Source organism: Pseudomonas sp. 5P_5.1_Bac1, assembly GCF_025466015.1.
Taxonomy (GTDB): Bacteria; Pseudomonadota; Gammaproteobacteria; order Pseudomonadales; family Pseudomonadaceae; genus Aquipseudomonas.
In genome coordinates this window covers 226,855-247,959 of record NZ_JANLNX010000055.1, presented here as the reverse complement: position 1 = coordinate 247,959, position 21,105 = coordinate 226,855, and the positions used below count along the sequence as shown (strand labels likewise).

At 63.5% G+C, this 21,105-nt stretch carries 17 protein-coding genes and 2 pseudogenes; 5 read left to right on the top strand and 14 right to left on the bottom strand.

The genetic code is table 11. From position 1 onward, the window contains the following. Nucleotides 1–7 precede the first annotated feature (7 nt). The 7 genes from fdhA to NTD82_RS12295 form a co-directional block, all read right to left on the bottom strand. Entirely contained in the window at nt 8–1,207 is a 1,200-nt protein-coding gene (gene fdhA, locus NTD82_RS12325) for a formaldehyde dehydrogenase, glutathione-independent (protein WP_095156226.1), read from the bottom strand. 242 nt (nt 1,208–1,449) lie between these two features. After that, nucleotides 1,450–2,307: a formyltetrahydrofolate deformylase gene (gene purU, locus NTD82_RS12320; protein ID WP_110972456.1), complete on the bottom strand. Its 858-nt coding sequence runs from the start codon at nt 2,305–2,307 to the stop codon at nt 1,450–1,452. Nucleotides 2,308–2,329: 22 nt separating this feature from the next. Continuing rightward, nucleotides 2,330–2,962 (bottom strand): sarcosine oxidase subunit gamma, encoded by a 633-nt coding sequence (locus tag NTD82_RS12315; RefSeq protein ID WP_110972457.1) that lies wholly within the window; start codon nt 2,960–2,962, stop codon nt 2,330–2,332. A 121-nt stretch (nt 2,963–3,083) separates the two neighbouring features. Then, nucleotides 3,084–6,101 (bottom strand): sarcosine oxidase subunit alpha, encoded by a 3,018-nt coding sequence (locus NTD82_RS12310; RefSeq protein ID WP_262128926.1) that lies wholly within the window; start codon nt 6,099–6,101, stop codon nt 3,084–3,086. Then, nucleotides 6,098–6,427: a sarcosine oxidase subunit delta gene (locus tag NTD82_RS12305; RefSeq protein WP_262128925.1), complete on the bottom strand. Its 330-nt coding sequence runs from the start codon at nt 6,425–6,427 to the stop codon at nt 6,098–6,100. The genes NTD82_RS12310 and NTD82_RS12305 overlap by 4 nt, the downstream gene beginning before the upstream one ends. Nucleotides 6,428–6,441: 14 nt before the next feature. After that, the gene (locus tag NTD82_RS12300) at nt 6,442–7,692 is read right to left on the bottom strand and encodes a sarcosine oxidase subunit beta (RefSeq protein WP_262128924.1); all 1,251 of its coding nucleotides are present in this window, start codon (nt 7,690–7,692) and stop codon (nt 6,442–6,444) included. A 15-nt stretch (nt 7,693–7,707) separates the two neighbouring features. Continuing rightward, nucleotides 7,708–8,961 (bottom strand): serine hydroxymethyltransferase, encoded by a 1,254-nt coding sequence (locus NTD82_RS12295; protein ID WP_095156232.1) that lies wholly within the window; start codon nt 8,959–8,961, stop codon nt 7,708–7,710. Between the two features lie 328 nt (nt 8,962–9,289). Between NTD82_RS12295 and NTD82_RS12290 the strand changes: the two genes are divergently transcribed. Further along, nucleotides 9,290–10,330, top strand: coding sequence for a low specificity L-threonine aldolase (locus NTD82_RS12290; protein ID WP_262128923.1), 1,041 nt, complete (start codon nt 9,290–9,292; stop codon nt 10,328–10,330). 47 nt (nt 10,331–10,377) lie between these two features. On the opposite strand, the gene NTD82_RS29315 is transcribed toward NTD82_RS12290, so the two are convergent. From NTD82_RS29315 to NTD82_RS12275, 4 genes and pseudogenes are all read right to left on the bottom strand, one after another. Beyond that, nucleotides 10,378–11,106, bottom strand: coding sequence for a methyl-accepting chemotaxis protein (locus NTD82_RS29315; protein WP_410017046.1), 729 nt, complete (start codon nt 11,104–11,106; stop codon nt 10,378–10,380). 138 nt (nt 11,107–11,244) lie between these two features. Continuing rightward, nucleotides 11,245–12,270, bottom strand: a pseudogene (locus NTD82_RS29310) (cache domain-containing protein); the annotation flags it as partial. A 222-nt stretch (nt 12,271–12,492) separates the two neighbouring features. Further along, nucleotides 12,493–12,795 (bottom strand): cell division protein ZapA, encoded by a 303-nt coding sequence (locus NTD82_RS12280; RefSeq protein ID WP_095156235.1) that lies wholly within the window; start codon nt 12,793–12,795, stop codon nt 12,493–12,495. After that, a complete protein-coding gene (locus NTD82_RS12275) occupies nt 12,792–13,022 on the bottom strand; it encodes a hypothetical protein (protein WP_095156236.1) in 231 nt (76 codons plus the stop codon). The genes NTD82_RS12280 and NTD82_RS12275 overlap by 4 nt, the downstream gene beginning before the upstream one ends. A gap of 281 nt (nt 13,023–13,303) precedes the next feature. Here NTD82_RS12275 and NTD82_RS29305 point away from each other — a divergent pair. The 3 genes and pseudogenes from NTD82_RS29305 to NTD82_RS12265 form a co-directional block, all read left to right on the top strand. Then, nucleotides 13,304–14,074, top strand: a pseudogene (locus NTD82_RS29305) (MCP four helix bundle domain-containing protein); the annotation flags it as partial. Beyond that, nucleotides 14,066–14,929 (top strand): methyl-accepting chemotaxis protein, encoded by an 864-nt coding sequence (locus NTD82_RS29300; RefSeq protein ID WP_371864292.1) that lies wholly within the window; start codon nt 14,066–14,068, stop codon nt 14,927–14,929. The pseudogene NTD82_RS29305 and the gene NTD82_RS29300, both read left to right, overlap by 9 nt. A 323-nt stretch (nt 14,930–15,252) precedes the next feature. Continuing rightward, a complete protein-coding gene (locus tag NTD82_RS12265) occupies nt 15,253–16,128 on the top strand; it encodes a hypothetical protein (RefSeq protein ID WP_262128921.1) in 876 nt (291 codons plus the stop codon). A 9-nt stretch (nt 16,129–16,137) separates the two neighbouring features. Here NTD82_RS12265 and gbcB read toward each other — a convergent pair whose 3' ends face one another. Next, nucleotides 16,138–17,241: a glycine-betaine demethylase subunit GbcB gene (gene gbcB, locus NTD82_RS12260; protein ID WP_095156239.1), complete on the bottom strand. Its 1,104-nt coding sequence runs from the start codon at nt 17,239–17,241 to the stop codon at nt 16,138–16,140. A 282-nt stretch (nt 17,242–17,523) separates the two neighbouring features. Here gbcB and gbcA point away from each other — a divergent pair, with 282 nt between their 5' ends. Further along, nucleotides 17,524–18,813 carry a glycine-betaine demethylase subunit GbcA gene (gene gbcA, locus NTD82_RS12255; protein ID WP_262128920.1) on the top strand — a complete coding sequence of 430 codons (1,290 nt, stop codon included), beginning with the start codon at nt 17,524–17,526 and terminating at the stop codon, nt 18,811–18,813. A gap of 168 nt (nt 18,814–18,981) precedes the next feature. On the opposite strand, the gene NTD82_RS12250 is transcribed toward gbcA, so the two are convergent. After that, nucleotides 18,982–19,854, bottom strand: coding sequence for an RHS repeat-associated core domain-containing protein (locus tag NTD82_RS12250; RefSeq protein WP_262128919.1), 873 nt, complete (start codon nt 19,852–19,854; stop codon nt 18,982–18,984). Further along, nucleotides 19,842–20,765 (bottom strand): RHS repeat-associated core domain-containing protein, encoded by a 924-nt coding sequence (locus NTD82_RS12245; RefSeq protein WP_262128918.1) that lies wholly within the window; start codon nt 20,763–20,765, stop codon nt 19,842–19,844. The genes NTD82_RS12250 and NTD82_RS12245 overlap by 13 nt, the downstream gene beginning before the upstream one ends. Nucleotides 20,766–21,105: the final 340 nt, after the last annotated feature.

Here is a 21,105-nt window from a genome sequence, read left to right as displayed (position 1 = left end):
TTTCTGCTTACGCCGCACTGAACATCTTGTGCGGATCAATCACAAACTTCTTCGGCACGCCGGCATCGAACTCGCCGTAGCCTTCCGGCGCCTGGTCGAGGCTGATGACCTGCACGCCCACCACTTCGGCGATGTTGATACGGTCCCACATGATGGCCTGCATCAGCGCACGGTTGTATTTCATCACCGGGGTCTGGCCGGTGTGGAAGCTGTGGGATTTGGCCCAGCCCAGACCAAAGCGGATGCTCAGGCTGCCGATCTTCGCCGCCGCGTCAATCGCACCCGGATCTTCGGTGACGTACAGGCCGGGAATACCGATCTTGCCCGCCACGCGAACCACCTGCATCAACGAGTTGAGCACGGTCGCCGGCGCTTCCGCCTTGGCGCCGGCATGGCCGTGACCGCGGGCTTCGAAGCCCACCGCGTCCACCGCGCAATCCACTTCCGGCTCGCCGAGGATGTCGACAATCTGTTCGTGCAACGGGGTGTCCTTGGACAAATCGACGACTTCGAAGCCCTGGGCCTTGGCATGCACCAGACGCACCGGGTTGACGTCACCAACGATCACCACCGCCGCACCCAGCAGGCGCGCCGATGCAGCAGCCGCGAGGCCCACCGGACCGGCACCGGCCACGTACACCGTGCTGCCTGGGCCAACGCCCGCGGTGACCGCGCCGTGGTAGCCGGTCGGCAGGATGTCGGAGAGGCAGGTCAGGTCACGGATCTTCTCCATGGCCTTGTCGCGATCGGGCAGTTTCAGCAGGTTGAAGTCGGCGTAAGGCACCAGCACGTACTCGGCCTGGCCGCCGGTCCAGTCGCCCATGTCGACGTAGCCGTAGGCGCCACCGGCACGGGCCGGGTTGACGGTCAGGCAGACGCCGGTGTGTTGTTCTTTGCAGGAGCGGCAGCGGCCGCAGGCCACGTTGAACGGAACGGACACCAGATCGCCGATTTTCAGGTTCTCGACGTCACTGCCCTTCTCGACCACCTGGCCGGTGATTTCATGGCCCAGGACCAGGCCGACCTGGGCAGTGGTGCGACCGCGAACCATGTGCTGGTCGGAGCCGCAAATATTGGTGGAGACCACTTTGAGGATGACGCCGTGTTCGATCTTGCGACCGCGCGGGTCTTGCATTTTCGGGTAGTCGATTTTCTGCACCTCGACCTTTCCGGAGCCGAGATACACCACTCCACGATTGCCAGACATGCTCTTACCTCGCTTGATTTGTAGTTATACAGCGTTGGTTGCAGCGCCACCGTCCATGGGCGGCATGTGTTACTGGAATGGGGGAATTGTGGGCCCGGTTGGCGCAAATGCAGGGGCTGGATGCGACAGCGAGTTATCTGTGGGCGGCAGGATTTTTGTCGGTTTCAGAAAGGCAAATCGCGAGCAAGCTCGCTCCTACAAGGCAATGGTGACCCTGTAGGAGCGAGCTTGCTCGCGATGATTTAGAGAACGACTGTCCGATTGGCGTTCAGAAACACCCGTCGCTCAATGTGATAACCAACCGCCCGTGCCAAAGTCAGGCACTCGATATCCCGCCCCTTGGCAATCAGGTCTTCGGGGTAATGGCTGTGATCCACCACCTCGACACCCTGGGCGATGATCGGGCCTTCATCGAGGTCGTTGTTGATGTAGTGCGCGGTGGCACCGACCATCTTCACGCCCTTGTTGTAGGCCTGGTGATACGGCTTGGCGCCCTTGAAACCGGGCAGCAGCGAGTGGTGGATGTTGATCGCCCAGCCATCCAGGCGCCGGCACAGCTCCGGCGACAGCACCTGCATGTAGCGGGCGAGGATCACCAGCTCGGCGCCGGACTCTTCGATCACCTGCACCACCTTGCGCTCCTGCGCTGGCTTGTCGTGGGGATCGAGCGGGAAATGGTGATACGGAATGTGGTGCCACTCGGCCAGCGGCTCCAGATCCGGGTGGTTGGAAATCACCGCGACCACGTCCATCGACAACTGGCCGATGCGCTGGCGATAAAGCAGGTCGTTCAGGCAGTGGTCGGCCTTGGAGACCATGATCACCACCTTGGGCCGGTGATTCGGCGCGGTCAGTTCGAACAGCATGCCGAACGCTTCGCCGCGCTCGGCGAGGCCGGCGCGAAAGCCCGCCTCGTCGAAGTCGTCCGGCTGGCGGAACTCCACGCGGATGAAGAAGCGGCCGGAGAGCCGGTCATCGAACGAGTGGTGCTCGGTGACGTAGCAGCGCTGCTCATAGAGGAAGCGGGTGACCGCATCCACCGTGCCGAGCAGGCTCGGGCAGTCGGCGGTGAGGATCCAGGTGTCCGGGGCACGGCTCATGACGACTCTCCTGTGCGGGGGCTCAGGCCTGGATGGCCAGGCCGTATTCGGCGGAAGCGTCCTGCAGCCACAGCCACCAGTAGTCGGAGAAGCTGCGACGGATCAGCAGTTCCCAGGTTTCCTCGCCGGTACGGCGGATCACCAGTTGCGACTTGGCGAAGACCGTGCCGACCGCCTTGCCCACGGGGAAGTTGTTCGGGTGCACGTCGTAGCTGGTGGACTTCATCAGCACGTCGCGCACGTTAGGACCGCTCAGTTCCAGCAGGGTCTGGCCGCCGCTGACGTTGACGATCTGGATGTGCTGGTCAGCCAGCGCTTCGCGCAGGGCGTTTTCCACCGGGACTTCCTGGCCACCGGGCACGATCAGCAGCCATTCGTCCGGGCCGAGCCATTGCAGCGACATCTCGCCGTTGGCGACCACGGTCAGGGCGACCGGCAGTTCCAGGCCGATGGCCTTGAACACGCCGCCGGCGAAGGCCGGGTCGTGGCCGTTGCCACGCAGGGTCAGGTGACCGAGGAATTGTTTCTCGCGCAGGGTGACCCCGGCGTTCTTGCGACCCTTGCCGACCAGGCTGGACAGGTCGGCGTGGTGCAGCGGCGACTCGGCCTTGGCGTCGTTGCCGGGGCGTTGCTCGTAGACGTTGATGGCGCTCATCTTTTTATACCTGCCTGAATTCTGGAAACCGGTTTGGGGCTGCTGTGCAGCCCATCGCGAGCAAGCTCGCTCCTACAGAGGAACGAGCCGCTCTTGTAGGAGCGAGCTTGCTCGCGAAGCCTCAAACGTTCTGCCGCTCACCCTTCGGATCGAAGAACACCGAGGAGCAGATTTCCGCCTCGATCACGCTGCCGTCCGCCTGGGGCGAATACACCCGTTCGCCGATGCGCTTGAGGCCACCCTTGACCACACCCATGGCGAAGGAATAACCCAGCGAGTTGGCGGCGTAGCTGGAGGTGACGTGGCCGACCATCGCCACCGGGATCGACTGTTTCGGGTCGAACACCAGTTGCGCGCCTTCCGGCAGCCATTTGGTCGGGTCGACCGGCTTGAGGCCCACCAGTTGCTTGCGGTTCTCGCGCACGCAGTCTTCGCGGTTCATGCCACGCAGGCCGATCCACGAGTACGGCTTGTTGCGGCCCACGCACCAGCTCATGTTGAGGTCGTCCGGGGTCATCGAGCCGTCAGTGTCCTGACCGACGATGATGAAGCCCTTCTCGGCCCGCAGGACGTGCATGGTCTCGGTGCCATACGGGGTCAGGTTGTACTTCTTGCCGGCCTCGACGATTTTTTCCAGGACGCCCATGGCGTAGTTGGCCTGGATGTTCACTTCGTACGACAGCTCGCCGGTGAAGGAGATACGGAACACCCGCGCCGGCACGCCGCCGACCTGGCCTTCCTTCCAGCTCATGAACGGGAAGGAATCCTTGTCCAGGTCGATATCGCTGACCTCGGCAAGCAGCTTGCGGCTGTTCGGGCCCGACAGGGTCAGGGTCGCCCAGTGGTCGGTGACCGAGGTGAAGTACACCTTCAGGTCCGGCCATTCGGTCTGCTGGTAGATCTCCAGCCACTGCAGCACGCGGGCCGCGCCGCCGGTGGTGGTGGTCATGATGAAGTGATTGTCGCCGACGCAGGCGGTCACGCCGTCGTCGAAGACCATGCCGTCTTCCTTGCACATCAGGCCGTAGCGGGCCTTGCCCACATCGAGCTTGGTCCAGGCGTTGGTGTAGATGCGGTTGAGGAATTCACGGGCATCCGGGCCCTGGATGTCGATCTTGCCCAGGGTCGAGGCGTCCAGCAGGCCCACGCTGTCGCGCACGGCCTTGCATTCACGGGCGACGGCGGCGTGGATGTCTTCGCCGGCACGCGGGAAGTACCACGGCCGTTTCCACTGGCCGACATCTTCGAACTCGGCGCCGTTCTTCACATGCCAGGCATGCAGCGCGGTGAAACGCACGGGCTCGAACAGGTGGCCGCAGTGCCGGCCCGCCACGGCGCCGAAGGTGATCGGCGTGTAGTTGGGGCGGAACATGGTGGTGCCCATTTCCGGGATGCCGATGCCCAGCGAACGGGCGGCGATGGCCAGGCCGTTGACGTTGCCCAGCTTGCCCTGGTCGGTGCCGAAGCCCAGCGCGGTGTAGCGCTTGACGTGCTCGACCGACTCGAAGCCTTCGCGGGTTGCCAGTTCGATAGCGGCGGCGGTGACGTCGTTCTGCTGGTCGACGAACTGCTTCGGCGCCCGCGCGGTGTTTTTGTCATGCGGCACCTGGAACAGCGCCAGGGTCGCTTCTTCCTGGCGCACCAGGGCTTTTGGCAGGGTAGCGGCTCCGGCCTTGAAGCCGGCTTCGGTCACGGCGCGGGCGCCGCCTTCGAAACCGTCGGCCAGGGCATCACCGAGGGCGAATACGCCGTTGATGCCGCCCACGCACACGCGCTTCTGCGGGGCTTCACCCGGCACGAAGCCGAGGATGTCTTCACGCCAGACCGGCTTGCCACCGAGGTGCGAGGCCAGGTGGACCACCGGGCTGTAGCCGCCGGAGGTGGCAACCAGATCGCACTCCAGCCATTCGCCGGGGCTGGTGACGGTGTGGGCCTTGACGTCGATGGCCGCGACCCGCGCACCGGTGACGCGCTTGCTGCCACGGGACTCGACCACGGCGCTGGAGGTCAGGATGCGGATGCCTTTGGCGCGGGCTTCTTCCACCAGCGAACCGCGCGGGTTGTGCCGCGCATCGGCGACGGCGACCACTTGCAGGCCGGCGTCGTGCCAGTCGAGGGCCACGCGGTAGGCGTGGTCGTTGTTGGTCGACAGCACCAGCTTGCGGCCCGGCGCTACGCCGTAGCGACGCACGTAGGTGGAAACGGCGCCGGCGAGCATGTTGCCCGGCACGTCGTTGTTGCCGTACACCAGCGGACGCTCGTGGGCGCCGGTCGCCAGCACCACGCGCTTGGCGCGGACGCGGTGCATGCGCTGGCGCACCTGGCCGATCGGCGCTCGGTCACCGAGGTGGTCGGTGAGGCGTTCGTGGATCGTCAGGAAGTTGTGGTCGTGGTAACCGTTGACCGTGGCGCGCGGCAGCAAGGTGACGTCCGGCAGGCTCTTCAGCTCGGCGACCACCGCGGCGACCCAGTCGGTCGCCGGCTTGCCGTCAAGGCTTTCGCGGCTGTCCAGCAGGCTGCCGCCGAATTCTTCCTGCTCGTCGGCGAGGATCACCCGCGCCCCGCTGCGCCCGGCGGCGAGGGCCGCGGCCAGGCCGGCGGGACCGGCGCCCACCACCAGCACGTCGCAGTGCTGGTTCATGTAGTCGTAGGTGTCCGGGTCGTTCTGCAGCGGCGCGCGGCCAAGGCCGGCGGCTTTACGGATGTACTTCTCGTAGGTCATCCAGAACGACTGCGGGTACATGAACGTCTTGTAGTAGAAGCCCGGCGGCATCAGCTTGCCGCCGACCTTGCCGAGAATACCCATGACGTCGTTGTTCACGCTCGGCCAGCCGTTGGTGCTGGTGGCCACCAGGCCCGCATACAGCGCCTGCTGGGTAGCCCGCACGTTGGGAATCTGGGTGGCTTCGCTGGCGCCGATCTGCAGGATGGCGTTGGGCTCTTCGGAGCCGGCGGCGATGATCCCGCGGGGACGCGAGTACTTGAAGCTGCGGCCGATGATGTCGACGCCGTTGGCCAGCAGCGCGGCGGCGAGGCTGTCGCCGGCATAGCCCTGGTAGGTCTGGCCGTTGAAGGTGAAGTTCAAGACGGTGCTGCGGTCGATGCGACCGCCGCTGGAAAGGCGATAAACCTGGCTCATACCTTTTCTCCCTGGCCGTTGGCGACCAACTGCGGGGCGGTGCCTTTACCGGTGACTTGTGGCTTGGTGCCGATCTTGTAGGTTTCCAAAATCTCGTAGGTCACGGTGTCGCGCGTGGCATTGAAGTACTGGCGGCAGCCGGCGGCGTGGATCCACAGCTCGTGGTGCAGGCCGCGCGGGTTGTCGCGGAAGAACATGTAGTCGCCCCACTGTTCGTCGGTGCAGGCGTTCGGGTCCAGCGGACGCGGGATGTGAGCCTGGCCGGCCGCGTGGAATTCTTCCTCGGAGCGCAGTTCGCCGCAGTGTGGACAGAAGATGTGCAACATGATGATTTCTCCTGTTAGTGGGCGACGGCGGCTGCGCCGTGTTCGTCGATCAGGGCGCCGTTGTGGAAACGGTCGATGGAAAACGGTTTGGCCAGCGGGTGCATTTCGCCCTTGGCCAGGCTCGCGGCGAAGACGTTGCCCGAACCCGGGGTGGCCTTGAAGCCACCGGTGCCCCAGCCGCAGTTGAAGAACATGTTCTTGACCGGGGTCTTGGAGATGATCGGGCAGGCATCGGGGGTGGTGTCGACGATGCCGCCCCACTGGCGGTTCATGCGCACGCGGGAGAGGATCGGGAACATCTCGACGATCGCCTGCAGGGTGTGCTCGATGACCGGGTACGAGCCGCGCTGGCCGTAGCCGACCCAGCCGTCGATACCGGCGCCGATGACCAGGTCGCCCTTGTCCGACTGGCTGATGTAGCCGTGCACGGCGTTGGACATGATCACGCTGTCGATGATCGGCTTGATCGGCTCGGACACCAGCGCTTGCAGCGGGTGCGATTCCACCGGCAGGCGGAAGCCTGCCAGGCGTGCCATGTGCCCGGAGTTACCGGCGGTGACCACGCCGACGCGCTTGGCGCCGATGAAGCCCTTGTTGGTCTCGACGCCGATCACGGCGCCGTTTTCCTTGCGGAAACCAATCACTTCGGTCTGCTGGATCAGGTCCACGCCCAGGGCGTCGGCGGCACGGGCGAAGCCCCAGGCCACGGCGTCGTGACGGGCCACGCCGCCGCGCCGTTGCACGGTGGCGCCGATGATCGGGTAGCGGGTGTTCTTGGTGCAGTCGAGGTACGGAATCTCGTCGCTGACCTGCTTGGCGTTGAGCAGTTCGCCGTCGACGCCGTTGAGGCGGTTGGCGCTGACCCGACGCTCGGAGTCCCGCATGTCCTGCAGGGTGTGGCACAGGTTGTAGACGCCGCGCTGGGAGAACATCACGTTGTAGTTGATGTCCTGCGACAGGCCTTCCCAGAGTTTCATCGCGTGCTCGTAGAGGTGCGCCGATTCATCCCACAGGTAGTTGGAGCGAACGATGGTGGTGTTGCGGGCGGTGTTGCCGCCGCCCAGCCAGCCCTTCTCGACCACTGCGACGTTGGTAATGCCGTGTTCCTTGGCCAGGTAGTAGGCCGTGGCCAGGCCATGGCCGCCACCGCCGACGATGATCACGTCATAGACCTTTTTCGGGGTCGGCGTGCGCCACATGCGCTGCCAGTTTTCGTGGTGGCTGAGGGAGTGTTTGAAGAGGCCGAAGCCCGAATAGCGTTGCATGGTCTGTTACTCCACTCAGCGGTAAACCGGGAAGTCCGCACACAGTGCCGACACGTTGCGCGCCACATCGGCTTCCACATCGGCGTCGCCGAGGTTGTCGAGGATGTCGCAGATCCAGCCAGCCAGTTCCACACACTGGGCGACCTTGAAGCCGCGGGTGGTGACGGCCGGGGTGCCGATACGCAGGCCCGAGGTCACGAACGGCGATTGCGGGTCGTTCGGCACGGCGTTCTTGTTGACGGTGATATGGGCGCGGCCGAGGGCGGCATCGGCCTCTTTGCCGGTCAGGCCCTGACGGATCAGGCTGACCAGGAACAGGTGGTTGTCGGTGCCGCCGGACACTACATCGTAGCCACGCGTGATGAACACGCCAGCCATGGCCTGGGCGTTATCGATGACCTGCTGCTGGTAAGTCTTGAAGCCAGGCTCCTGCGCTTCCTTGAAGCACACGGCCTTGCCGGCGATGACGTGCATCAGCGGGCCGCCTTGCGCGCCGGGGAACACTGCGGCGTTGAGCTTTTTCTCGATCTCTTCGTTGGCCTTGGCCAGGATCAGGCCACCACGCGGACCGCGCAGGGTCTTGTGGGTGGTGGTGGTGACCACGTCGGCGAACGGCAGCGGGTTCGGGTACAGGCCGGCGGCAACCAGGCCAGCGACGTGGGCCATGTCGACGAACAGCAGCGCACCGACCTTGTCGGCGATGGCGCGGAAGCGCGGGAAATCGAGGGTCTTGGAGTAAGCAGAGAAGCCGGCAACGATCATCTTCGGCTGGTGCTCGACGGCCAGGCGCTCGACTTCGTCGTAATCGATCAGGCCGGTGTTGGTGTCGATGCCGTATTGAACGGCGTTGTACAGCTTGCCCGAGGACGACACTTTGGCGCCGTGGGTCAGGTGACCGCCGTGGGCCAGGCTCATGCCGAGAATGGTGTCGCCGGCTTGCAGCAGGGCCAGGTAGACGGCGCTGTTGGCCGAAGAACCGGAGTGCGGCTGGACGTTGGCGTAGTCGGCGCCGAACAGTTGCTTGGCGCGCTCGATGGCCAGCGCCTCGACCTTGTCGACGTGTTCGCAACCGCCGTAGTAGCGCTTGCCCGGATAGCCCTCGGCGTACTTGTTGGTCAGGCCGCTGCCCTGGGCCTGCATCACGCGCTTGCTGGTGTAGTTTTCGGAAGCGATCAGTTCGATGTGATCTTCCTGACGTTGCTCTTCGGCATTCATCGCCGCCAGCAGTGCATCGTCATAACCTTGAATCTGGTCTTGCTTGCTGAACATCGCATCTCTCCCGGCAGCGGCATAGGTCGTGTAGGCGGGCGCCGTGGCATTGACGGCATCCTTTGCAGCGATGGTATGGCCGGGCCCCGCAGGCCAGATGCCTGCGCACGCCACGGAAAGGTGCGTTTACGACATTGTTTTGTCTTGTTTGCGATAGTCGTGCGGCTTGGGGCCTCATCGCTGGCAAGCCAGCGCCCACAACGCACCCTGTGGGGGCTGGCTTGCCAGCGATGAGGCCGCTAAAAACGACACAGAATCCAGGTTGTATAGGCAACCTCGCAATCGATGCTTTAGAGTGCTCCCCTGCCTCGCTCACAGGACTCGCGCCATGACAGAACAAAGCCAACAATTCGCCAGCGACAACTATTCCGGGATCTGCCCCGAGGCCTGGGCCGCCATGGAAAAGGCCAATCACGGCCACGAACGCGCCTACGGCGACGACCAGTGGACGGCCCGCGCCGCCGACCATTTCCGCCAGTTGTTCGAAACCGACTGCGAAGTGTTCTTCGCCTTCAACGGCACCGCGGCCAACTCGCTGGCGCTGTCGTCGTTGTGCCAGAGCTACCACAGCGTGATCTGCTCCGAGACCGCCCACGTCGAGACCGACGAATGCGGCGCGCCGGAGTTCTTTTCCAACGGCTCCAAGCTGCTCACCGCGCGCAGCGAGAACGGCAAGCTGACCCCGGAATCGATCCGCGAAGTGGCGCTCAAGCGCCAGGACATCCACTACCCCAAGCCGCGCGTGGTGACCATCACCCAGGCCACCGAAGTCGGCAGCGTTTACCGCCCCGAAGAACTCAAGGCGATCAGCGAAACCTGCAAGGAACTGGGCCTGAACCTGCACATGGACGGCGCGCGCTTCGCCAACGCTTGCGCCTTCCTCGGCTGCTCGCCGGCCGAGCTGACCTGGAAAGCCGGGATCGACGTGCTCTGTTTCGGCGGCACCAAGAACGGCATGGCGGTCGGTGAGGCGATCCTGTTCTTCAACCACAAGCTGGCCGAAGACTTCGACTACCGCTGCAAACAGGCCGGGCAACTGGCGTCGAAAATGCGCTTCCTGTCGGCGCCATGGGTCGGCCTGCTGGAGAACGGCGCTTGGCTGCGCCACGGCGTCCATGCCAACCACTGCGCGCAATTGCTCAGCAGCCTAGTGGCGGACGTACCGGGGGTGGAACTGATGTTCCCGGTGGAAGCCAACGGCGTATTCCTGCAGATGCCGGAGCCGGCGCTGGAAAAGCTGCGTAATAAAGGCTGGCGGTTCTACACCTTCATCGGCAGCGGCGGCGCGCGGTTCATGTGCTCGTGGGATACCGAAGAGGCGCGGGTGCGGGAGTTGGCGGCGGATATTCGGGCGGTGATGGGCGTCTGATGATGTGCAGCCCTTCGCGACGGATCGTCGCGAAGGGCCCCTGCAATCTAGAGCCTGAACCCACCCATCTGCTTGGCCAGATCATCGGCCAACCGCTGCAACGCCTCGCAATCCTTCCGGCAGGCCTCCACTTCCGTCGCCGTCGTCCGCGCCAGATCGGAAATCCCCTGCACGTTGCGGTTGATCTCCTCGGTCACCGCCGACTGTTCTTCGGTCGCCGTCGCCACCTGCAGGTTCATGTCGCTGATGCGCTCCACCTGCCCGGTGATGGTGGTCAATGAATCACCGGTGAGCTGACTCGACTCGACTCCCGTGCCCGTCGCCGTCTGCCCGGCATGCATCGAGGCCACCGCCGTGCCGGTGCCTTGTTTGAGGCGCTGGATCATCTGCTGGATTTCCCCGGTCGAGACCTGGGTGCGCTGCGCCAGGGTGCGGACTTCATCCGCCACCACAGCAAAGCCACGACCCATTTCCCCGGCCCGCGCCGCCTCGATGGCGGCATTGAGCGCCAGCAGGTTGGTCTGTTCGGAAATGCTGCGGATCACCGCCAGCACCTTGTCGATGGACGCCACTTCCTCGGCCAGTTCACTCACCGCATCCGCCGCCGTGCCGATCTCGCCGGACATCCCTTCGATGTGCGCAATCGAGCGCTGCACCACGTCTCGCGCCTGCAAGGCTTCGTCGCGGGCTGTCTGCGAGGCGTGCGCCGCGTCGCCGGCGTTCTGCGCGATTTCCTGTACGGTCAGGCCCATCTGGTGAACGGCAGTGGCGACCATTTCGGTCATTTCCTGCTGCTTGAGCGAGCGATCAGCGGTGCTGACCACCACATGGATCACCTGCCCGACCGCCTTGCGCAACTGCTCGCTGGTGCGCAGGACTTCGCCGATCAGGTTGCGCTGGCCATCGAGGAAGCGGTTGAAGCCCCGGGCCAGATCGCCCAGTTCGTCGCGGCGGCTTTCGTCGAGGCGGTGGCTGAGGTCGCCGCCGCCATCGCCAATGGCGATCAGCGCGTCGGTCACCTGGCGAATCGGCCGCGCGATGCCCCGCGCCAGCAGCACCACCAACAGCAGCGAGAGCAAGGCAACGGCGCCGCCGATCAATGAGGTAAGCCAGACCGCGTCATGCATCTGTCCGTAAATCTGCGACTCCGGCACCTCGGCCACCAGACGCCAGTTCAGGTCGCGCAGCGGCAGGCTCAAGGCCAGGTAGCGCTCGCCGTCACGCTCGAAGCGGCTGCTCTGCAAGCCATCGGTTTTCGCCAGGATCGCCTGCGCCGCGGCCTCGCCGATCTGCTCGGACAACTGCCGCTTGCCGCCATGCTCGTTCTGCGGATGGACCTGGATCAGGCCGTCGCCGCGCACCAGCATCACCCGCCCGCGCTCGCCGAAGCTGAAGTTGTGGATCAGCTCGGACATCTCGGTCATGCGCAGGCCAAGCCCGCCGATGCCCACCAGCTTGCCGGCCTTCTCGATCCGGTAGTCGATGAACAGCGCCAGCTCACCGGTGGCGCCATCGGTATCGATGTTGAGCATGCGATTGTTGCCACTGTCGACGAATCCGAAGAACCATTTATCTGCCGGATTGTTGCGACTCAGGGTCCGGTCCAGGCCCTTCTCGTTGTAGTAGTGGTTGGTGTCGGTAGAGACGAACACCGACGTGAAGGCCTGGTTCTTCTCGCGCATGATTTCCAGGTACTCGACCACTGCCGGCGCCCCGGCAGGCTCCTCGCCAGCGGCGAGCCAGTCGCGCAGATAGGTGTTGTGGGCAATGTCGGCGGCCGCGGTCAGGGGCCGGCTGAGCATCCGCTCGATGTCGTTACGAATCGCCTCAATGCTGGCCGGCAATGCCGTGTCGACCAGGTAACGCTCGGTCAACCGGTTGACCGCCACCGTGTAGATACCGACCACGATCAGAATGCTCACCAACAGGGCTGCGCCCATGCTTGTGATCAGTTGCCACTGGATACTGCGCCGCCAGAAGTGCATGGAGTTCCCTCGGAGAAATAAGACCTGTACTGCAAATGACAGGCCAATTGTATACACATTGGTATCCAATAATTCCATACGAGCAGCACAATGCCCCTCACGAATGTAAGGTCTGGCTGAAAAAAACGAGGGAAAGGGATGTAGGTGTGGGAGCCGGAACGCTCCCACACAAGGCGATCAACTGTTGACGATGGCCTGGGAGATGGCGTCGACCGTGGCGCTGACTTGCTCTTGATAACGGTCGAGGGCCTGCTGGTGCGACTGCTGCAGTTCGATCTGTCGCGAGCACAGGTTCAGGGCCGCGAGAACCAGCAACTTGTCACCGATCAGCGACGGGTAATTGCGCTTGGTATCGGCCAGGGAAGCCTTGAGCATCCGGACCGCCTCGTGGAGCACGTGCTCCTGGCCTTCGGGGGCCTTGATCGAGTAGTCGTTGCCCATGATCGAGACGACATTGATCGTCTGCGCGGTCTCGTTCATGCGCTAACAGCACCCGCGCTGGCACGCTCGATCAGCGCCTGCAGGCGTGCGGTGGTGGCGCCGTTCTTGTCTTCCTGTTCCATCAGGCTCAGTTGCAGGCTTTCGTTCTCGTCCTTGGCCTGGCTCAGCTCGGTGTCCAGTTGTGCATTGCGCTCGGCCAGTTGCTGATTCTTTTGCAGCAGCTCGCCGACCAGTTGTTCCAGTTGACTCAGAGTGGTGTCCAACATGATTGCCTTCTCGGGGGTGGTTGCGGGGGGCGCACACGATAAAGAAATCTCGACATGCCCGCCAGAGATATCGGGGCCAGAGCCCCGCGTTGGTGCACATTGACCTGATATAGGTCATCCGGTTCCCGCATTTGGTCGGACAACGCCTACATGAAACACGATAGGCGGCTCATATTTTGTCGGACAAAGCCTCAAGTCCAGCGCGCGTTTACCGATAGGCAAGTGGTACTCCTCCAAAACAGGCGCATGGATCGCGTCCCCTCTTGACTCGGATCCGACCCATGTCCCTACGCAACATGAATATTGCCCCGCGAGCACTGCTGGGGTTCGCGCTGATCGGCGCGCTGATGCTGACCCTGGGCATCTTTGCCCTCAACCAGATGAGCAAGATCCGCGAGGCCGGCGCGAACATCGAAAGCGTCACGGTGCCGAGCATCAAGAGCCTGGACCAGATCAGCCTGATGACCCTGCGCCTGCGCACCCTGTCCTACCGCCTGATGATCAACCGCGAGCCGGACCTGCTGCAGACCACCCTCACCCAACTCGACCAGCGCAACGAGCAGATCGATGCCCAGCGCAAGATCTACGAGCCGCTGATTGCCGCCGATGAAGAGCGCGCCACGTACAACCAGTACGTGCAGGTGCTCGGCCAGTACCGCCAACTCGAAACCCGCATGCGCCAGTTGTCGCAGAGCGGCGACCTGCCGGCCCTGCGCGACATGATCAACCGCGAGCTGCTGCAGAACATGGAGCAGGTCACCGCGCTCCTGGACAAGCTGATCAAGATCAACACCGAGCAGACCCGCGACTTCAACCAGGCCGCCACCGACCAGTACGAAATGGCCTTCAGTCTGGTGATCGCCCTGCTGGTCGCCGCGACGGTGCTGACCTTCCTCTGCGCCGTGCTGCTGACCCGCAGCATCGTCAAGCCGATTGAAGACGTGCTGGGCGTGGCCGAGAAGATTGCCGAAGGCAACCTGACCCACGTCATCCACCCGGAAGGCAAAGACGAGGCGGCGCGCCTGCAACGCGCCATCGCGCAGATGCAGGAGCAGTTGCGTGACACCCTGCAGCAGATTTCCGGCTCGGCCACGCAACTGGCGTCGGCGGCTGAGGAGCTGAACAGCGTCACCGAGGAAAGCGCCCGCGGCCTGCAACAGCAGAACAACGAAATCGAGCAGGCGGCCACCGCCGTGACCGAGATGACCAGCGCCGTCGAGGAAGTGGCGCGCAACGCGGTGAGCACCTCCGAAGCGTCGCAGGAAGCCACCCGCTCCGCCGGCGACGGCCGTGACCTGGTCATGGAAACCGTCAGCGCCATCGAGCGCATGAGCAACGATGTGCAGAGCACCTCGGTGCTGGTGGGCAACCTGGCCGAACAATCCCGCGATATCGGCAAGGTGCTGGACGTGATCCGCGGCCTGGCCGACCAGACCAACCTGCTGGCCCTCAACGCGGCGATCGAAGCGGCGCGTGCCGGTGAAGCCGGCCGTGGTTTCGCGGTAGTTGCTGATGAAGTCCGCGCCCTCGCCCACCGCACCCAGCAGTCCACCGCCGAGATCGAGCGGATGATCGGCAGCATCCAGGGCGGCACCGAACAGGCCGTCAGTTCGATGCGCAACAGCACCGAGCGCGCCGAGTCGACCTTGAGCATCGCCCGTGGCGCCGGCATGGCGCTGGAAACCATCACCGGCGCGGTGGCGCAGATCAATGAGCGCAACCTGGTGATCGCCAGCGCCGCCGAAGAGCAGGCCCAGGTCGCCCGCGAAGTGGACCGCAACCTGGTGAACATCAACGACCTGTCGGTGCAATCGGCCACTGGTGCACACCAGACCAGCGCAGCCAGCGCCGAGCTGTCGCGCCTGGCGGTGGACCTGAACAACCTGGTGGGACGCTTCAGGATCTGATCCTGGCCTTGGGGGCGGTACGCCGCCCCTGAAGGCTTCGCACATCCCTGTAGAACCACGCCACCCGCAATCTGGACGGCACCACCACGAATCCACCTACAACATTCCGCCCTGACCTACTTCACCTACACCCAACAACGCCACCACCACACCGCAACAATCCCACTTCCTACAAACCCCGCCTGAATCCCCCGGAAACCGCTGATTCCGCCGTCATCCGCCCCTTCTCCCCTCGCATGATTTGATGCAATTTCCCCCTGTGAATATTCCGACCAGTCCCTAACCTCTCGGCGTCCAGACCTCCTCCGAACGCCGGATCGCCCATGAACAAGGCTCAAGCCAGCCTGCTCCAAGAATCTTCCGACAGCACGCATCGCGCACCCTGTCAGACCGCCTCCTTCTGGTTCTCCACCCACTTCCTGCCCGTGCCCCTCGCGATCGGCTTTCTCGGTCCGCTGCAAGGCCTGTCGCTCTGGCAATCGCTGTTGGCGATCATCCCCGCCGTGTTGCTCGGCAGCCTCGTTCCCGTCCTGTGCCGGTCCTTGCGCAGCGCGATCCTGCTGCTGCCGATCGCCCTGCTGCTCCATGTGCTGAACCTGGAAACCCTCTTCCGCGTGGCGATTCACCTGCTGCCCGGCACGCCCATCAACTGGCAGGCCATGGCATTGATGCTGGCGACGCTGATCGGGTTTATCGGCCCGGGGTTGCTGTACCGCGTGCAGGCCGTCCTCGCGCCGTTGCTGGCGTTGGTGTTCGGCCTGCTGACGATGGGCGCGGTGTTGTTGCTGGAAGCGGACACGGCGCAGCGTCAGTTGCAGTTCTCCTGGTCGGCGTTCGCGATTCAGGCGGTAGCGGCGGCGCTCTGGCAGATCAGCCTCACGCCGCTCGCCAGCAAAGGCACGCCGCATTACCTCGGCATCGCACTGCCGGGGCTCTGGCTGATGTCGCTGGGCGCGCTGATGGCCTCGGCCATTCCGGCGGTGGATACCGTGGTCAGCCTGCGCCTGGTGGGCGAGCGGTTCTATCCGGGACTGGGCAGCCTGGCGGTGCTGCTGGGTGCGCTGGCGATGGTCGCTTCCATGGCGACCCATTCCTACGCGGTGCTGGCGAGTTGGCGCTTGAATGAAAAAGCCCGCGGGCTGGCGCTCGCGGGCTTTGCGTTGCTGGCGTTGTGGATCGAGCGCCAGCTCCATTCGTGACGCCGGACCTCAATACTCGATCCGCACATCCCCTTTCGGCACGCTGCAGCACGACAGGATGTAGCCCTCGGCCACGTCCTCGTCGGTGATGCCGCCGTTATGCTCCATCTCCACTTCGCCGCCCAGCTTGAGCACCTTGCAGGTGCCGCAGATGCCCATGCCGCAGGCCTTGGGAATCATCAACCCGACTTTCGCCGCGGCGGCGTGCACCGTCTCGCCGGGGGCGATGCGGCTGCTCTTGCCGGTGGCGGTGAACTCCACCAGGTGCAGGTCGCTGGCTTCCACCTCTTCCGCCGCTTCGGCGGCCTGTTCGGCATGCTCCACCGCGTCGGCCTTGGCTTCCGGCGGGGTCGCGCCGAACGATTCCTCGTGATACCGGCGCATGTCGTAGCCGGCGGCTTCAAGCAGGCGCTTGACCGCGGTCATGTATGGCGTCGGGCCGCAGCAGAAGATTTCGCGCTCCATGAAGTCCGGGGCGATCAGTTCCATCAGCTTGTGGTTCAGGTAGCCGCGATAGCCGGCCCAGGGTTCGCCCAGGCCATGCTTCTCGCAAATGATGTGCAGGCTGAAGTTGTCGATCCGCGACGCCATGTGCTCCAGCTCGCGGTGGTAAATGATGTCTTTCGGCGAACGGGCGCTGTGGACGAAAACCATGTCGACATTGGCGTTGGTGTCGTAGAACCAGCGGGCCATGGACATCACCGGGGTGATGCCGACGCCGCCGCTGAGGTAGAGCACTTTCGGGCTGGGGAAGTCGATGGCGTTGAACAGCCCGACCGGCCCGTGCACCGCCAGCTCCTGGCCTTCGTGCAGGGTGTCGTGCAGGTAGTTGGAAACCTTGCCGCCGGGCACGCGCTTGATGGTGACCGAGAAACTGTAGGGCACCGACGGCGAGCTGGAGATGGTGTAGGAACGCATCACCGGCTGGCCTTCGATTTCCAGCTCCAGGGTGACGAACTGGCCCGGCTTGAAGAAGAACATGATCGGCTGGTCGGCCATGAAGCAGAAGGTGCGTACGTCCCAGGTTTCCTGGATCACTTTGACGCAACGCACGATATGGCGACCGTTGGCCCAGGTCTGGGTGGTCACCGGATTCAGAAAGGGATTGGACATGCTCTTCGTCTCCACGGCCGACTGCGGCTCTATGGCGAAGATAATGCGCAAGCCGCGAGCGTCCCACTTACCCATTCACGACATCGGCGTGCTTATCGCGACCAGCCCCCAGCGGCAAGGGCTTGCTCGTCGGAAACGGATTCGGCCATGTCGCCCATGGATATGGTTCGTGGCGTGCCCGGACGCACACTCCGTCGCAAATGATCCCGCCGTCATTGCCTTGCGTCGCATAACAACGATTAGCCACTTTCGCCGGCCGAACAGGCCATGAGGACCGACACGATGGACGCTACCACCACCCTGAGCCTGGGCGACCCGCTGGAACCCGCACGCAAGGCCACCGCCGAGATGCTGCAGAAACGCGAGCGCACCTACTCTCTGCCACAACCGTTCTATACCGACGAGCGCGTGTTCCAGATCGACATGCAGGAGATCTTCCACAAGGAATGGCTGATCGCCGGCATGACCTGCGAGATTCCGGCCAAGGGCAACTTCCTCACCCTGGAAATCGGCAAGAACCCGATCATGGTGGTGCGCGGTGCCGAGGGTCAGGTCCACGCTTTCCACAACGTCTGCCGGCACCGCGGCTCGCGCCTGTGCACCAGTGAAAAGGGCAAGGTGGCGAAGCTGGTCTGCCCGTACCACCAGTGGACTTATGAGCTGGACGGCCGCCTGCTGTTCGCCGGCACCGAGATGGGCGCCGACTTCGACATGAAGCAGTACGGGCTCAAGCCGGTGCATGTGAAGGTCGCCGGCGGCTACATCTTCATCAGCTTGGCGCAAAACCCGCCGGCCATCGACGAGTTCCTCGCCACCCTGGCGCACTACATGGAACCGTACGACATGGAGAACACCAAGGTGGCGGTGCAGACCACCCTGATGGAAAAGGCCAACTGGAAACTGGTGCTGGAGAACAACCGCGAGTGCTACCACTGCAGCGGTTCGCACCCGGAACTGCTCAACACCCTGCTGGAGTGGGACGACACCAACGACCCGCGTGCCACCCAGTCGTTCAAGGACCACGTAGCCGCTTCCGCCGCCGCCTGGGACGCCGAGAAAATTCCGTACCTGCACAAGAGCCATGGCCTGCGTAACCGCATCGTGCGCATGCCGCTGCTCAAAGGCACCGTGTCCATGACGATGGACGGCAAGCAGGCCTGCCAGAAACTCATGGGCCGCATCCAGAACCCCGACCTCGGCTCGATGCGCATCCTGCACCTGCCGCATTCGTGGAACCACTGCATGGGCGATCACATGATCGTTTTCACCGTGTGGCCGATCAGCGCCCAGGAAACCAAGGTCACCACCAAGTGGCTGGTGCACAAGGACGCCGTCGAGGGCGTGGACTACGACCCGCAACGCATGCGCGAAGTGTGGGACGCCACCAACGACCAGGACCGTCGCCTGGCCGAAGAAAACCAGCGCGGCATCAACTCCACCGCCTACCAGCCAGGGCCGTACTCGAAGACCTACGAGTTTGGCGTGGTGAACTTCATCGACTGGTACAGCCAGCGCGTGCTGGCAAACCTGGGGGCTGAGCCGGCGCCTTATTTGAAGGATGTTTCGGTGTAACACGGGAACGACGAGGGCTGGCCCCGCGGTGTCTTCGGTCACCATCGAGGCATGGCCCTTGTCACAGCCTTGTATCTTCGCTCACTTCGCGGTCACGACCGCGCCTGGCCTGGCGATAAGTGCCATTACGGTTAAATGGCTCTGGGAGAGGGGGTAACGGCGTGGTGCTCACACTGGGGGGGGAGCAGCCTTACCGGAACGTCTTGTCCCCCTCGGTCCAGAGACCGTTACTCCTTCCGCTATTGCACGTACCGCATTGCCACCTTTAGCCGCCTCCACTTTGTGCTTGCCATGAATCCACCTGGCTGCCGTCGCCAGGCCTGGCGACTGGGGAACGACCGGATAGAGCTGCACCAGCGCCCGCCCGAGGATCTGTTGCACGCCCAGGACAGCGCTGACGCTCATGAGCGCTGTCGAGAGCGCTTGCATGCCCTCCGAAGGGTGTTCATTTGAACCCAGACCGACCCCTGTAAAGCCCAGAGGCGCACCGCCGATCCCGATCAAGGCATTGATGCGGTCAAGGCCGCCCAGGGAAGAACCGAGAATCGGCGGCTTGGCCGTGAAGTACCTCATCAACCGGTCAATCTTTCTCTTGGTCGCCATCTTCGCGATCTTCGGGAGGAACACCGCTTTAGCCCCCAGCACCAACCCCATCGCGATGGTCACGCCCGTCAGAACGTGCTCCCAGCTAGCGGCACGGCCGGTCGGATCGACGTAATTCACCGGATCGCCAAGGCAATAGGCATACGGATTCAAACCACCCTCGGCAAACGGGCTGAGCCGGTCCGGGCTGTGAAAGCGCATCAACACCGGGTTGTAGATCCGGTGGCCATTGCCCAGGTGATACCAGCCTTGTGGTCGCTCCCGCAGTTCGCCGTTGAAACCGAGGTGCGATCGCGCCTGAACGCCTGCCTGCTGGCTGCCATAAGGGCTGTAAGCAATGCGGCGGGTGCCGTCGGGCGCTCTTTCGGCCAATACGCTTTGACTACGGTCAACGGCAAGAAGGAGAGTCCGGCGCAAATCAAAATCTAGATTACCCATGTGCGGATACTCGTCCTGATTGAGGAGGTCGTCTCTGACAATCCGTTAGAGGTAAAGCTGCCAGGGCTTACATCCGACGGCGTGACCGGCGCGTGCTTCACCGTGCTTGCATGGCTCGAAAGCGAATTGAACGAGCCGGGAGAAAGGGGGCGACTGATAGCCGAACCGGGTGAGATGGGGGGTGAGGCTGGTGGTGAGGCAACCGGCTGAACCACCGAAGGAGCAGGAGGCGCCTTGTAACCCCCCAAGAACATGTTTTTCAGTCGATTGCCAAGATCCGGCCGTAGAGTGGCACGGGTCTGGTAAAGCGTTTGAACACCAAGCCCCGCGCGCATGGCAACCCCTGCCATCGACACGAAGGTGCCGACAATCGAGACCGCTTTGCCCGCTTCAGCTCCGCCCATCTGCATACTGGCCCCCACGATACCCGTTGTCGCCCCGACCATACTGAGACGCGCTGACCACAAGGTGAGGCCGGCAGGTGGCACGAGGACAGAGGCCACGACGTTGGCCACCAGCAAGCTCACGTTCAATAACAGGCTGTGGAACGGGTTTCTTCCCAGCCAGTTCACGGCCCGCCCGGTGGGGTCGGTGTAGTTGATCGGGTCGCCGAGGCAATAGCTATAAAGGTTCAATCCACCGTCGCTGAATGGGCTCAAATGGTCAGGGCTGTGAAAACGCCTCAGCACCGGGTTGTAAATCCGGTGCCCGTTGCCCAGGTGATACCAGCCCTGCGGCTCCCTGAGCTGACCATTGAAGCCGGTACGGCTTGCCAGCGGCGCGCTGGCGCTCTGATGGCCATAGGGGCTGTAGCTCACACGCTGGAGTGCCGCGCCAGCGAATTCGGCGAGGGGTGTTTGTTTGGCATCGGTTGCCAGCAAGCACGTTTGAGCGGTTTTATGGACAGCCATGACAAGATCCCCGACGCCGTTGAACCCTATGGCGCCACGCTAACCCCATCCACGATTGCGCCGCTACTGACAGATCTATCAGGTAGCAGCCCCGCATTCGCTGGTTGTTTTTTGAACACCCACGAAAAACACCCGTATTCATTAGGAAGAACGCCCTTCGCAAACACTTTATCCACAGGACGACCCACAGCAATTGTGGGCAACCGCTGTGGAAAACTGCGTTTGTGCTGGATTTTGTTCACAGGCGTGATTTGGTCGTTTTTTGATCAAAACGCTACAAGCCTTTGAATTCAAGGCGTGTAGCGGTTGGCGAACACCTTATCCACAAGCAGGCCAACAG